This is a genomic window from Haliscomenobacter sp. (assembly GCF_965225875.1).
Lineage (GTDB): Bacteria > Bacteroidota > Bacteroidia > Chitinophagales > Saprospiraceae > Haliscomenobacter.
This window is the reverse complement of sequence record NZ_CBDDBS010000003.1, coordinates 1013157-1026302: the sequence shown is the minus strand read 5'-3', so window position 1 is coordinate 1026302 and position 13146 is coordinate 1013157. Positions and strand designations below refer to the sequence as shown.

11 protein-coding genes are annotated in these 13146 nt (G+C 46.3%); 6 read left to right on the top strand and 5 right to left on the bottom strand.

Annotated elements, in window-relative coordinates; all coding sequences use genetic code 11:
• Positions 1–11: 11 nt before the first annotated feature.
• Positions 12–1040: a PspA/IM30 family protein gene (locus ACO08K_RS24520; RefSeq protein ID WP_421799123.1), complete on the bottom strand. Its 1029-nt coding sequence runs from the start codon at positions 1038–1040 to the stop codon at positions 12–14.
• 47 nt (positions 1041–1087) lie between these two features.
• Positions 1088–1639, bottom strand: coding sequence for a hypothetical protein (locus ACO08K_RS24515; protein WP_421799122.1), 552 nt, complete (start codon positions 1637–1639; stop codon positions 1088–1090).
• Between the two features lie 178 nt (positions 1640–1817).
• On the opposite strand from ACO08K_RS24515, the gene ACO08K_RS24510 reads away from it, so the two are divergent.
• From ACO08K_RS24510 to ACO08K_RS24495, 4 genes are read left to right on the top strand one after another with little or no spacing between them, the layout of a single operon-like run.
• Positions 1818–2222, top strand: a complete 405-nt coding sequence (locus ACO08K_RS24510; RefSeq protein WP_421799121.1) for a BlaI/MecI/CopY family transcriptional regulator — start codon at positions 1818–1820, stop codon at positions 2220–2222.
• A 21-nt stretch (positions 2223–2243) separates the two neighbouring features.
• On the top strand, positions 2244–3935 hold the full coding sequence (locus tag ACO08K_RS24505; RefSeq protein ID WP_421799120.1) for a M56 family metallopeptidase: 1692 nt from the start codon (positions 2244–2246) through the stop codon (positions 3933–3935).
• A gap of 23 nt (positions 3936–3958) precedes the next feature.
• The gene (locus tag ACO08K_RS24500; protein ID WP_421799119.1) at positions 3959–4468 is read left to right on the top strand and encodes a hypothetical protein; all 510 of its coding nucleotides are present in this window, start codon (positions 3959–3961) and stop codon (positions 4466–4468) included.
• Between the two features lie 24 nt (positions 4469–4492).
• A complete protein-coding gene (locus ACO08K_RS24495) occupies positions 4493–6445 on the top strand; it encodes a M56 family metallopeptidase (RefSeq protein WP_421799118.1) in 1953 nt (650 codons plus the stop codon).
• An 87-nt stretch (positions 6446–6532) separates the two neighbouring features.
• On the opposite strand, the gene ACO08K_RS24490 is transcribed toward ACO08K_RS24495, so the two are convergent.
• The 3 genes from ACO08K_RS24490 to ACO08K_RS24480 all read right to left on the bottom strand — a co-directional run bounded on the left by ACO08K_RS24490 (position 6533) and on the right by ACO08K_RS24480 (position 11144).
• A complete protein-coding gene (locus ACO08K_RS24490) occupies positions 6533–7897 on the bottom strand; it encodes a Gfo/Idh/MocA family protein (protein ID WP_421799117.1) in 1365 nt (454 codons plus the stop codon).
• Between the two features lie 98 nt (positions 7898–7995).
• Positions 7996–8628 (bottom strand): outer membrane beta-barrel protein, encoded by a 633-nt coding sequence (locus tag ACO08K_RS24485; RefSeq protein WP_421799116.1) that lies wholly within the window; start codon positions 8626–8628, stop codon positions 7996–7998.
• Positions 8629–8726: 98 nt separating this feature from the next.
• Complete coding sequence (locus ACO08K_RS24480; protein WP_421799115.1) at positions 8727–11144, bottom strand: TonB-dependent receptor domain-containing protein; 2418 nt, start codon at positions 11142–11144, stop codon at positions 8727–8729.
• A gap of 195 nt (positions 11145–11339) precedes the next feature.
• Between ACO08K_RS24480 and ACO08K_RS24475 the strand changes: the two genes are divergently transcribed.
• Together ACO08K_RS24475 and ACO08K_RS24470 are read left to right on the top strand one after the other, a co-directional pair.
• Complete coding sequence (locus tag ACO08K_RS24475; protein WP_421799114.1) at positions 11340–12380, top strand: sensor histidine kinase; 1041 nt, start codon at positions 11340–11342, stop codon at positions 12378–12380.
• Between the two features lie 24 nt (positions 12381–12404).
• Positions 12405–13139, top strand: a complete 735-nt coding sequence (locus ACO08K_RS24470; RefSeq protein WP_421799113.1) for a LytR/AlgR family response regulator transcription factor — start codon at positions 12405–12407, stop codon at positions 13137–13139.
• The last annotated feature ends 7 nt before the right edge of the window (positions 13140–13146 follow it).

Here is a 13146-nt window from a genome sequence, read left to right as displayed (position 1 = left end):
CTTTTTGCTTACTAGTTATTGAAAAGATTGCTGTAATCATTTCCATCCCCTTTCGCTTCTTTCTCCGGGCGGCTTTTGAAGCTATCCAGATCCAAAGATTCAGCAGAAGAAGTTTTACCGGAGCCTTCCATCAGCATCAAGGTGCTCTTTTTCTCCCAATCTTCCAACATGGCCATACCTTGTTCTTCGAACATACCATTTTGGAGATCGATGGAATCCATCAACTTGGAAGACATCTCCATGAAGTTTTCCATTTCACCTACTTTGTTGGCCACATCTTCGGTGATGGCATCCATGGCAGCATCAAACATCGCGCGTTTATCGGGATCGCCGCTGATTACGCTCATGGCCGAACGCATGGCAGAGTGGGAGGTACGGATGGCTTTGCGCTCAATTTCCTTCACCTTCACCTGATCCTTGGTGTCTTCCAACAAAACTTCGGAGTTGCTGTGCATCTTCGAAAGGATGCGGTACAGGATCTCCATTTTTTGGTGCAAGGCAGCGTATTTCTCGTTGCTTTCCTTCAAGCGGGCAGCCTTACGGGAAGCCAACAGCATTTGTTGATCTTTGTCCTGATCACGAGCAACAGCAGCAAGGCGCATATTCGACTCAATCTCCTTGTTGTTGTCTTCGATCAGGGTGGTCATCTGGCGCATTTGACCACGCAAAACGCCAATTTGTTTGCGCATTTTAGCCAGATTGTCCTCCAGGTCTTCGATGTAGTTCTTGAGGATACCGATTGGGTCGATGGTCACAAACATGCCAGTTACCCAGCGCATCACACTTTTGTACATGTACCAAATGAGGGTGCGCATCTTGGGATCGAGCACCATATACAACAAGGCGACTAATGCAACAATCATCAGCGCCAAAGTAAGTGTGTTGGCAGCTAATCCAATGAGGAAAGTAATATTGCTGGCAATAAGGTAACCTACTCCTGCTAAAATAGCCAGTCCAAAAATGGCACCCGTAGTGCCTTCTGGACGAGACCAGAATGATTTTGGTTTAAATTCGGGATTTTCAAACTTAACGTCAGCCATGATTAGGTGAGTTTTTGGTGGCACTCAATTCTTGAGTCCGCTCAAAATTACAAATATTGTTGAATGTTCAGAATATCGCGATCGATTTCGTTCATCAAGGCGCGCAAGGTGGTATCGAACCCATTTTTGGTGTTTTCGATTTTGGCCAGCTCGGCTTCGATCAAGTCATCGGCTTGTTCAACCGTAGATTGAGCAGCAGCGATTTTACCTTCCAGTTCCTTGATCTTGGCTTGATGCTCCTCGATCATTTTCCGAAGTTTTTCTACCTCCACCTGCTTGGATCGCACCTTTTGATCGACCTGCTTTTGCACGGCTGCATCAAACTGCGTTTTTTCAGTGGTCAGGATATTTTTGTAGTGCTCGGCAGTTTTTAACAATTTCTCCTTGGTCAAACCAACCGTTGCAGCCGTAGCATAAGCTGACTTGAACATGGTGGGTTCATCCATCCCTAAACTACCCAGATTGCCAATGGATTGTTTGAACTCGATGTAGTCGAAACCGGGAAGGTTGTTCTTCTCTAAGGCTTGGGTTAAAAAATTGACGCTCTTTTCGTCCAACCCGTGGTGAACGCCAAAAAGCGCTTGTAAACTTTTCTGCATGTGTCTTTACATTTCTGTTGGCGCAAATTAATAGTTTTTATGCACAAAAAAGCTTGAAATTTCGATTTTCCTGGATAGAACTTGGATGAAAGCGCCCGAAAAGCCTATATTTTTAAACTTTTTTGAAAAAAATAAAGCTACTACTTGCAACGTACGATAAAAATCGTACCTTTGGGTTATGAAAACAAACAAACCAGAATCAGCACAAACAGGAGGGCCCACCCGGGCAGAAATGGATATTCTGCAAGTCCTGTGGGATCATGGCCCCAGTACGGTTCGTTTTGTCAATGATACCTTGAATGCACAAAAGAAATCCGTACAGTATACCTCTACTTTGAAACAGATGCAGTTGATGACCGAAAGGGGCATGCTACTGCGGGATGAAAGCAGCATGAAACATGTGTACACGGCGGCGTTGGAGGAAAATAGTACCAAAGGAAACTTGCTGGAAAATTTTGTCGATACTCATTACAAAGGGTCGGTAAGCAAATTGTTGCAATATTTTTTAGGCAACAAAAAAGCAAGTAAAGCCGAACTGGATGAAATACGGAAGCTACTAAAGGAAGAAGAGAACAAGTTGTAAAACCCTAAAAGAAAAAGACTTATGCAATCGTTATTCGCAACGTTTACCGTTTCGGAAAGGTTGCTTCATGCCCTGAGTTGGACACTGCTCCATTCACTTTGGCAAGGCGCAATTGTAGCTTTTATTGCTGGGCTTTTGTTTTTTGGAACTGGCAATCTGAATGCACGGATCCGATACAACCTTTTGCTTGGGCTAATGATTTTATTTGTCGGAATGGCCAGTTTGACATTTTGGGCCGAATGGGGTGAGCACGAAACAAAGAGCATGGAATCATCTGAGTTGATTAGTGAATTCCAGCATGATGGAGCCATTGTACTGAGGGTATTTGCTGAGCCTGCGACCTTTCATTTAGACAAAAACCAGTCTTGGGTTCAGCTGTTTGAAAGATACAAGGGGCTATTGCTCTTTGTTTGGGTTTTGGTTTTGTTGTTCAAGAGCATCAAAATGGCTTTGGACATAGCCTATGTCTACAGAATAAGGATCATTCGAACCAAGCCATTGGAGCCCAGTTGGAACCTGCGTTTACAGGCCTTGTCCCAACGCCTGGGCATCACCCAAAAGGTAGGTTTGCTAGAATCAGGAATCATTCCCGGACCGGCCAGTTTAGGTTTTTTTAGGCCTTTGATTTTGTTGCCAATTGGCTTGATCAATCATTTGACGGTAGCAGAAGTTGAAGCTATATTGCTCCATGAGTTGGCACACATTCAACGGAGTGATTACCTGGTAAATGTCCTGCAACGCGTACTCGAGAATGTTTTTTTCTTCAACCCGGCCCTACTTTGGCTTTCGCATCGGATCAGAGAAGAACGTGAAAATTGTTGTGATGACCTGGCATTACAAGTGCTGCAGGATGAGCAGCTTTATGCACAAACCCTGCTGCGTTTTCAAGAGTACCAATGGCTAGAACCTCCATATGCACAGGCTTTTGGTGGGAACAAAATGCCATTGTTGGCGCGCATCAAACGCATCCTGAATCGTCGGGACTACCGTGCTTTACAGGTTTATGAAAAAGTAGCGTTGATCTTTGGGCTGCTGTTGGTAGGCGTTTTTTTGACGTGGGCTAAGCCAACATTACCCAAGGGAACTTCCGTGAATGACCTACGAGAAACTAAAAGTTCAAGCCCATCTCTTACGGATGTGCTTGCAAAAAGGCCAGTGATTTTAGCTCCAACAAATCAGGAAACCCTTTATTCTGAGCAAGCCAGTTCAAACTCAATTGAACAACAATTACAGGCTGAAACGGTGGCTCATTCCAAGGGGGCATATGCGGAATTACCCTTGAAAGACAGCATTCCGACTTCAACAAGGGAACTTGCCCAGCTACAGGCAGATCTAGCTTTTGCTACCAAACAATACGAACGCGAAATAAGCAGGTACGATAGCATCAAAGCCTTAGTAGAACAAACATTAGATAAGGTGCCAACTCTGACTACACAAAGTTCAAAGAACAGTATGTTCCAAGACCATGTAATCAGCTCACTCGGTGCTGATCTGATTGCAGATGGCATCATCAAAGATGCAAAAGCGCTACGCTCTTATCGACTGGATGAAGGTACGTTTAAGGTGAATGGCCGAAAACAACCCCGCGCGATCATAGAAAAGTACCAAAAAAAGTACATTCTAAATCCATTAAAAGGCAATTACCTCCGCATTACAAAGTCGAATCAACAAGTGTATGTGCAACGGATAGACAATTCTCAACCTAATCAATAACCTACCCTTTAAACCCTCTGTTCATGAAAAAGTACATTGATCAAACTGCGCTAGGATTCTTTATCAGCTTAATCACTATGGTAGTTCTTCCACTTTGTGGCCAGACTACGGATACCCTGAAGAACTCACCACAAGTATCCCAATTGCGCACCGAACTGCTGCAAGTTCAGGAGCGCTGTGCCGCAATTAAAGCGAAAGCGGATAGCCTGGAAGCCTTAGTAAAAGCAAAAACCAGTGCAATTGAAAGGGAGAGTCAGGAGTATTGGTCTACGATGCTTCAACCCGGCGAGAATTGCTGTGGTGAAAAATCAGCTGAACTCAAAGCAGATATGGTTCAGGACAAACTGATCAAAAAAGAATCTGCTTTGCGGTCTTATCACCTTGATTTGGAGATTTTTAGGGTCAATGGGCAAAAACAATCCCCGGAACTAACCAAAAGATACCAGGAAAAATACTTGACCCGAAAGCCAAATGGAGACCATACTACCTCGATGACTTACACAGTAGGAGGTTTTTTGGGAATTAGACGTTGATTGACTTTATTAACCCAACTCGACATGAACAGCATATTCGCAGCCAGTATTTTTTCGGAAAGATTGTTAAAAACCATCAGTTGGACCCTGGTGCATTCCTTGTGGCAAGGTCTTGCGATGGCCCTACTTGCGGCATTTATTTTGCTTGTTATTCGGCGTCAGAAGGCATTGCTGCGCTATAATTTATTGGCCACGTTGATGCTCATTTTTGTAGCCGGAACAATGGTCACGGCCATCATTGAGTGGAATTTTTTTGAATATGCAGGACGTATTCCCAACATAAAATATTTGGATGCCTTGGCAGTTCCAATGGACATCCTCAACTCAGCCCAAATTGCCCAAGCCCAAAGTTGGTTCAAAACCAATATAAACAGGCTAAGTGCTTTGTTTGAGCAAAATCAACTAATCCTGGTCAGTGTCTGGATCCTGATTTTAAGCCTAAAAAGCATCAAAATGGGGCTGAATATATGGTACGCTTTCCGCCTTCGCTGGTACAAAACTTACCAGCCTTCCCTTTATTGGCGGAACCGTCTGGAGGAATTGAGTGCTCAAATCAGAGTGAATCAGCGGGTAATGCTGTTGGAGTCGGCGCTGGTGACAGGCCCTGCTGCGCTGGGATTTTTAAAACCTTTAATTCTTATACCCGTAGGTTTGTTGAACAATTTGCCTACCGAACAGGTCGAAGCGATTTTGCTGCACGAGCTGGCCCACATTCGCAGGAGTGATTACCTGGTCAATTTTATTCAGTGTTTGTTGGAAAACGTCTTCTTTTTCAATCCTGGTCTTCTGTGGGTGTCCAAGCTCATCCGCCAGGAACGGGAAAATTGCTGTGACGACCTAGCCATCGCCGCGATGAAAAACAAAACTGTGTACATCAACGCCCTGGTGGCTTTTCAAGAGTATAAACTTCATGGAGCTAGATACGCCCTGGCCTTTGCCGGGCAAAAAGCGCCTTTACTTGATCGGGTAAAGCGCATTCTCAATCACCACAACTACAAAACATTAAGTATTATGGAGAAGATCTCTTTGCTGGCAACAGTCCTGTTGATCGGTGCAGTAACTTTTTTGTCTTTGCACAACACCCAGGCTCAGACAACCCGTGAAAATCGCATTGCTTCCTTCAGCAACGTCAATGTAAGTGGCAGCGGCACGGCCAGTAGCCCACAAATTATGTTCTTGCAAGACGTGAATGGCAAAACCTACAGCATCAAAAGAGTGGATAAAAAAATCCAGGAAATGTATGTGAATGGCGAAAAACTGAGTGAAGACAAATACGCCGAGTATGAGCCAGTGATCAAAGAAATAGATGAACAAATTGAGCGCGATCGAGCCCAGGCTGAATTGGATCGCCAACAAGCCGAACGCGATCGGGAACAAGCAATGCGGGATCGCCAACAAGCCGAAAGAGATCGGCAGCACGCAATGCGCGATCAGGAGCAGGCAAAACTAGACCGTGCTCATGCCGACAAGGATCGTTTGCAAGCCGAGCGGGACCGTGAACAATCTATACGCGATCGTCAACAGGCTGAAAAAGACCGCCTCCAAGCCAATTTGGATCGTGAGCAAGCCATGCGGGACGATGTACAAGCCAAACGTGACCGCGAACAGGCTATAAAAGATCGCGCTCAAGCGGATCGGGATCGTTTGCAGGCGGAGAAAGACCGTGCTCAAGCCGAGGTAGATCGGCAACAAGCAGCGAAGGATCGCATCCAGGCCGAAAAAGACCGCAAAGAAGCCCAGGCCTTGCTAAAAAGTATCATCGAAGAAATGATCAGTGATAAATTGGTTAAAGACAAGGAAAGCCTGAATGGATTCCGCCTCACCGAAGACGCCTTTGTGGTGAATGGTGTAAAGCAGTCCCAGGAACTGCATACCAAATACCTGCAAAAATTCATCAAGCGCGCTGGTTATGGAATTTATTACGGCTCGGATGGTACAGGTGGCGGCCGGGGGTATTTCTTTTCTCGCCAGGATTAGGAAATTCCAGGGATAGCGCGAATTGTATTGAGCTGCCGCAAGTATTACTGTCAAAATTGCTTGCGGCAGCCAACCTCCTCAACAAATTTACTTCTTTTTCACCTTCATCGCCACTGGATCCCAATTGATCACTTTTTGTGCAAAATAACTTTCGTTACAAGCCAACGCCGGTCCGGCAGCCCGGAAGCCAACAATTGGGTCTTCAATCGTCCCCTGGCTGCCCTTGCGGATGTTTTCAAAGAAATTGCCAAAGTGCATGGCGTGGCCATCTTCACCTTTGGGCGCTTCAAACTTGATTTCTTTGACTGGTTCGGCCTTGCGGCTATCCTCTGGATATTTGGCGTCGTATTGTTTCACAAACTCTTTTTGAGTGCCCTCGGGGAAAGTGAAGAAGCTATCGTAATTGCCATAACCGGGAGCTACGGGCAATTTCTTTTTGGTCAAAGTCAGTCGACCGTTGCCAAACAAGATTTCTCCCTCATCACCGATGATGCGGGTGCTGTTGTTGATCGCTCCTGCATTCGCAAAATTGACGCGGTACACCGCCTGGAAGGCCCCGTGTTGTTCAGTTTTGGGGTAATCCATTACCGAAACCAGCACATCCGGTACATCACGGCCATCTTTCCAATGATAAAGGCCCCCTGATGAATAAATACGAGTTGGTCCCTTTGAGTTGGTGACATAATGAGTTGTGGTTAAGAGGTGGATAAACAAATCTCCAGCTACTCCCGTGCCATAATCCCGGTAATTGCGCCAGCGGAAAAAGCGGGTAGCATCAAAGGGCAGTTTCGGGGCATTGCCCAGGAAAGTATCCCAATCCACGGTTTCGGGAGAAGCATCGGGTGGGATGGAGTAGTTCCAGGCACCAATGGCGTTGAAGCGGTCATTGTTGGACTCCATATAATTGATGGCCCCAATTTCGCCAGCGGCAATCATTCGACGGGCTTCGGCGGCGTCGGAGCCACTAATCCGTTGGCTGCCTACTTGCATGGTTTTACCCGATTTTTTCCAGGCCTCAATCACACCGTGCCCTTCCGAAATCTGCTTGACCATGGGTTTTTCGCAATACACGTGTTTGCCCGCGGCCAGGGCATCGATGGCAATTTTGGCATGCCAATGGTCGGATGTCACGATCAGTACAGCATCGACATCGGGGCGCTGCAAAATTTCGCGGTAATCGCGAGTGGTAAAGAGTTGCTGCCCAAAATCAGCTTTGGCGCGTTCGAGACGACCCTTGTACAAATCAGCCACTGCGACCAATTCCACATCTGGATTTTTTAAGGCCGCACGGGTATCGTAATGCCCCTGGATGCCCATGCCGATGGTGGCGATCCGAATTTTGTCAGCAGGACTGACCTTCATGTCTTTGATCAGGTGGAAAGGCTGGATCGCAGCTACGGGCGCCACGGCGGCCATTTGCTGGATAAACCTTCTACGTGCTATTTTTTTCATTGCTTGTCTTTTAGTAGGTAGGAATGTTAACAAGCTCTAAGATGAAAAAAACTGCGGATTATTTCCAGAAATGAAATTAAACAAATGGATAAAATCGCTCAATGACCTGATTCCTCATCTGAATGTTTTAGGGGCAAGGCAATTCCGATGCCCAATAAAGGGCCCTGGTTGTAGGCCGTTTTTTCTTCTGGCAACAAATCAGTCAATCCGAGATAATACCGAAAATCAATCTGGATTTTGACGCCATTGCGCCCAATCGTTTCGATGCCCAAGCCCTGATAGGTCCCAAATTCCCAACGGCGGATGCCCAATTGTTTCCAGGGAACCACCATCTGAAGCGCATCGCCATTTTCATAAGACACCAAGGCTTCTGCTTCCACGCCGCGAGATAAAGATGGACCAACTATGGCAAAAATGCGCAATTGTTCGAACTTGAAACCAAATTTTAACAAAATGCTTCCTTCTATCGATCCCATTAATGGTTGGAAATAGTGACTACCATCGGGAAGTGCCTTACTGATGGTGATGTTTTCGCGGCGAACATAACCAAATTCAAGTTGTTTGGCCACAAATTTTCGTTCCCAGGAGCATTGAAGCACTCCGCGGACCTGCAAATTGCTAGGCCATCCAGAACCGTTGAATCCTAAATAGGTTTGACTTTGAGCCAGCAGGGTGGGAGAGGAGCCTGCAAAAAAAAGTAGGGTCGTCATTGCGGCACATAAACGGTTCATGGGTTATGATTGTGGGTGTATAGGATTACAACGCAATAGGATGAAGCTTATTTTGCACTTAAAGCTTGAGACTATTGTGTCGTAACCCCATATACTACTCAATTCACCCGATTGCTCTCCTCCTCTAAGCCTGTACTCCTTCTTCTGGCCGCCTTAATTTGTTGGCTACCAAAATTGTAATTCAGATTCAAACGAAACTGCTGGCTTTCCCAACCGCCACTGGCATCAATAGTCAGGCCGCTGAAACGGCTAATGCCCCGCCACTGCATGCTATTGAACACATCGCTAAAGGTGAGTTTGAGCGTAGCCTTATCATTGAACAAACGTTTTTGCAGGCCTAAATCCATACCCCAAAAGCGCCGATTCGCATAAGTACCCCGCCAGATGGAAGGCGAATTGTAAAACCCTGAAGTTTCGATGCGCCAACCTTTGGGCAAAGTAAAGGTTTGTTGGGCGTAGAGACTAAGCACAGTCGCTTTCAGATTGAGGAAACGGCCTTCCCCAAAATTGGCCTCATACACGCTGCGATAGGCATTTACGTTTGCATAGACATTCCACCATTTGGCCACGTTAAATGGATAACTGACGTTGAGGCTGATCACGTTTTCGGTAGCCAGGTTGCTGGTCATGATGAAATTGCGGTTGCCTTCGATGGTGTCGCTCAGTTCACCAAAAAAATCGGTAGTACGGCTGAAGCGCAAAGAAGTGGTCAGGGTGTATTTATAGGTGTGGGAGAATTCCAGGTTGTTGGTGTATTGGGGGCGCAAAAAGGGGTTTCCCTTGCCATAAGTCAGTTCATCCAGTTGGGATACGAAAGGGTTGAGGGTTTGATAAGTTGGGCGATCGATGCGGCGGCTGTAGTTGAGCGCCAAACTGTTGTTGTTGTTCAGTTGGTGGGTCAAACCAGCGCTGGGAAACAAATTGGTGTACTGCCGTTTGACCAGATCGTCTTCATTTTGCTGAGTACTGCTCAATTCACCTCTGGAGTTGGTGTTTTCCAGGCGCAGCCCTGCGTTAAGGCTCCATTTGGCCCATTGTTGCTGATAGGTAGCGTAGGCAGCGTTGATGTTTTCGGTATAATCAAACAGATTACTGCGCTGGGTATTAAACAGGGCAGCCCCATCCAGCACGTCATAAAAATTGAAGGTGTTGTCGGTATTCACGAGTGAGGCTTTGATACCTAGTCCCAGTTTACCTTTGCCCAGTTTTTGACTGTAATCGGCTTTGAAGGTATAAATGGAGATTTCCGCCGGGGTGATCATCTGGAAAGTACGCGAGGAGAGGACAGATTTTTCCGCTGCATCGTAATAAGTATTGGGTTGAAGGCTGTTGTTGTCGCGATTGAATCTACCAAAGTCGGCATCCAGGTTGAGTTCATGGCCAGTGGTATCGGCAAAACGGTAATTGAAATTGCTGTTGAAATTGTTGCGGACACTACTTGAAATGTTGTTCGCAACCAGAATACTCTGTGGGGTGCCAGTGTTTAGTGCCAGGATGGGTGTGCGGCTGATGCTCAGGTTTTCGCCGTCATTCAGGTTCCCATTGACGACAAAACCCAAGGTATGTTTGGAATTCAAAAACCAGTCGGCGCCAACCTTGAAGTTGTTGTTGTCGCTTTGGTAGCGGCCCACGGAGCGCTGTTCATAACGAAACTCGCCTTGTTCGCGAAACATGTTGATGAAGCTTTGTTCCATCGCCCAGCGGCCGGCGTAATTGCCAAACCAGTTGCTGCTTTTGTTGCGGTGATTGAGGCTCAGCCCACTGTTCCATTTGCCAAAAATTCCCTGGGCGTAGCCCATGTTCACACTGCCATTGGTGCCTAGGCGTTTGTCTTTTTTCAGGCGGATGTTGATGATGCCTGCATTACCCGCTGCGTCAAAACGGGCCGAAGGTTGTGATATGATTTCGATGGCTTCTACTTCGTTGGATTGCATGGTTTTGAGCACGGCATTGAGGTCGGCGCCTTGCAATTGAGACTGGCGACCATCGATGTAAATGATCACGCCGGATTTGCCTTTGAGGATGATGTTGTCGTCTTTATCCACCATCACTCCAGGGGATTTCTGGAGCAACTCCAACACATTATTGCCGGTGGCATTGATGCTGCCTTCGACATTAAAAACGGTCTTATCCGCTTTGACTTCAATCAGGGCTTTGCGGGCACTTACGGTTACGGTTTTTAACTCGGTTTTGCTTTCAGACAGGGCAATGTCGGGAAGGGCAGTGTTTTTATCCCTTTCTACCTTGAATTGGGGCGAATCGTAAGAGCTGAAACCAACCATAGAAACGCTGATATAATATTCGGCAGCTGGTACATTTTGAAAGGTATAACTACCATTTTCGCTGCTGTACTCAACTTTCACGAGGCTGGAATCCTGGCTTTTTTTCAATTGAATACTTGCATAAGGCAGTGTTTCATTGCGGGCATTCACAACTCGGCCCATCACTGAACTTTGTGCAGCAAGAAAAGTTGTACTGAACAAACAAAAGGTGATCCAAAGGGAATACTTCAACATAGTCGGCTGATTTTGAGTGATTCAATGCCTCAAAACTAGTCCTGGAAACCAGGGTCAGCAAGGCAGAAAAGACGAATGGTCAAATGCGGCGTTGAGTGAAAGGGTTTTTCCATTCATCGCTCTATACGTTCATTCATCGGAAAGTTGTGAACCTTTTTGCCGGGAAACATTTATCATTGAATAAAAATTGAAGGCATGTTTGCAGAGCTGTATCGGCACCGAATTTGGGGCGTTTCATTGATTGAGCTGAGTGTTCTGCTCAGTATGTACGTTTTCTCTGGCATTTTTTATTACTATGCGGTGTTCATTTCTGCCGATGGCCGGGGCGAGCCCTATGACCGCTTTATCGTTGAACAATTGCTGCGCTTGTTGTTTTCGATCCCCATTTGGTGGCTGATGATTCGGAAACTCAAGGACTGGCCAATCTGGATCAAAATTTTGTTGCACCTTGTTTTATTGCCCATTTACGTCAAGGGCTGGCAACAAAGCTATTATTGGGTGGCGGACAATTTTGGTATGGGGCACCTTTGGGGCAACGGCGAGATTTGGGACATTTACATCACCAGTTTGTTGTACATCATCCAATTTGGGGTCATGCATGGCTACAGCTACCACCTGCAGGTAAAAGAGCAGCAGGCCAGGGAAGCGGCATTGAAACAGCTCGCTTTACAAAGTGAACTCATGGCCCTGAAAGCTCAACTCAATCCTCACTTTTTGTACAATGTATTCAACACCATCAGTGCCTCGGTACCGAGGGAGTTGGAAGGTACCCGGGAAATGATCGCTAGCCTGGCAGACCTTTTTCGTTATCAATTGCGAGCAACGCAGGAAGACTTGGTGCCCGTAGCGGATGAAATAACTTTTGTCAAAAAATACCTGGAACTGGAGAAGGCCCGTTACGGCGCACGTTTGCAGTTGCAACTGGACATTGCCGGAGATGTGTTGGACAAAAAAATCCCGCCAATGATTTTACAACCTTTGGTGGAAAATGCCATTCGGCACGGCATTTCACCAAAAATCGAAGGAGGCCAGGTGAGCGTGCAAATCCAGCGCTTTGGTGAAAAATTGCAGATCCAAATAGCCGACACCGGCGTGGGGGTCCAAGACAAAAAGGCCATTTGGAGCAATGGGATCGGCCTGAAAAACACTGCCCAAAGGTTGGAAAAAATGTACGGCACAGTCTTACGCCTGGAAGACAATTTGCCCTCGGGCTTAAAAATTAGTTTTGAATTGTAAGTTTGCCCACTGCTAAGTTTCAACATGCAAAAAATCATCATCATCGACGATGAAGCGGCGGGTCGGCAGCTCATTCGTGAATACCTAGAAGATTTCCCCGACATGATCGTCATCGGCGAAGCCAACAATGGAGTGGATGCCATTCGCCTGATTCGCGAATTTAAACCCGACTTGATTTTTTTGGACATTCAAATGCCAGGGTTGAATGGATTTGATGTGTTGACCCGTTTGGATGAAATGCCATTGGTGATTTTTTCCACGGCTTATGATAAGTATGCGCTTAAAGCCTTTGAAGTACACGCCCTCGATTATTTGCTCAAACCCTACACTCGGGATCGTTTTTCAATTGCCGTACAAAAAGCCTTAAATTCCCTGCAAAACAACCTGAACAGTGTACAATCCCTTACCGAAAGCCTGCTGACGCCCGAAAGTACTTACCCTGAAAAGATTCTGGTGCAGATCGGCGCAAAATTGGTAACCGTCGACCTGGCTGAAGTCATTTGGATTGACGCCGAAGGGGATTATTCCAAACTCATCACCTCCAAACAGCGCTATCTCAGCAATTATGGCCTGGGGGCTTTAGAGAAAAAACTCGATCCACGCCGTTTTATTCGGGTGCACCGCTCGGCGATCATCAACCTGGCTTTTGTGCAGGAAATTCAAAAACAAATTTCCAGTTATGATGTGATTTTGCAGAACGGGGAGGTGGTACGGGTGAGTCGGGGGTATATGGAAAACATTAAACGATTGACATATTGAAAGTTAC

Coding starts and splice junctions, on each gene's coding strand:
- ACO08K_RS24520 (WP_421799123.1), bottom strand. CDS start 1,040: ATGGCTGACGTTAAGTTTGAAAATCCCGAATTTAAACCAAAATCATTC.
- ACO08K_RS24505 (WP_421799120.1), top strand. CDS start 2,244: ATGCAATCGTTATTCGCAACGTTTACCGTTTCGGAAAGGTTGCTTCAT.
- ACO08K_RS24495 (WP_421799118.1), top strand. CDS start 4,493: ATGAACAGCATATTCGCAGCCAGTATTTTTTCGGAAAGATTGTTAAAA.
- ACO08K_RS24500 (WP_421799119.1), top strand. CDS start 3,959: ATGAAAAAGTACATTGATCAAACTGCGCTAGGATTCTTTATCAGCTTA.
- ACO08K_RS24480 (WP_421799115.1), bottom strand. CDS start 11,144: ATGTTGAAGTATTCCCTTTGGATCACCTTTTGTTTGTTCAGTACAACT.
- ACO08K_RS24515 (WP_421799122.1), bottom strand. CDS start 1,639: ATGCAGAAAAGTTTACAAGCGCTTTTTGGCGTTCACCACGGGTTGGAC.
- ACO08K_RS24475 (WP_421799114.1), top strand. CDS start 11,340: ATGTTTGCAGAGCTGTATCGGCACCGAATTTGGGGCGTTTCATTGATT.
- ACO08K_RS24485 (WP_421799116.1), bottom strand. CDS start 8,628: ATGAACCGTTTATGTGCCGCAATGACGACCCTACTTTTTTTTGCAGGC.
- ACO08K_RS24490 (WP_421799117.1), bottom strand. CDS start 7,897: ATGAAAAAAATAGCACGTAGAAGGTTTATCCAGCAAATGGCCGCCGTG.
- ACO08K_RS24470 (WP_421799113.1), top strand. CDS start 12,405: ATGCAAAAAATCATCATCATCGACGATGAAGCGGCGGGTCGGCAGCTC.
- ACO08K_RS24510 (WP_421799121.1), top strand. CDS start 1,818: ATGAAAACAAACAAACCAGAATCAGCACAAACAGGAGGGCCCACCCGG.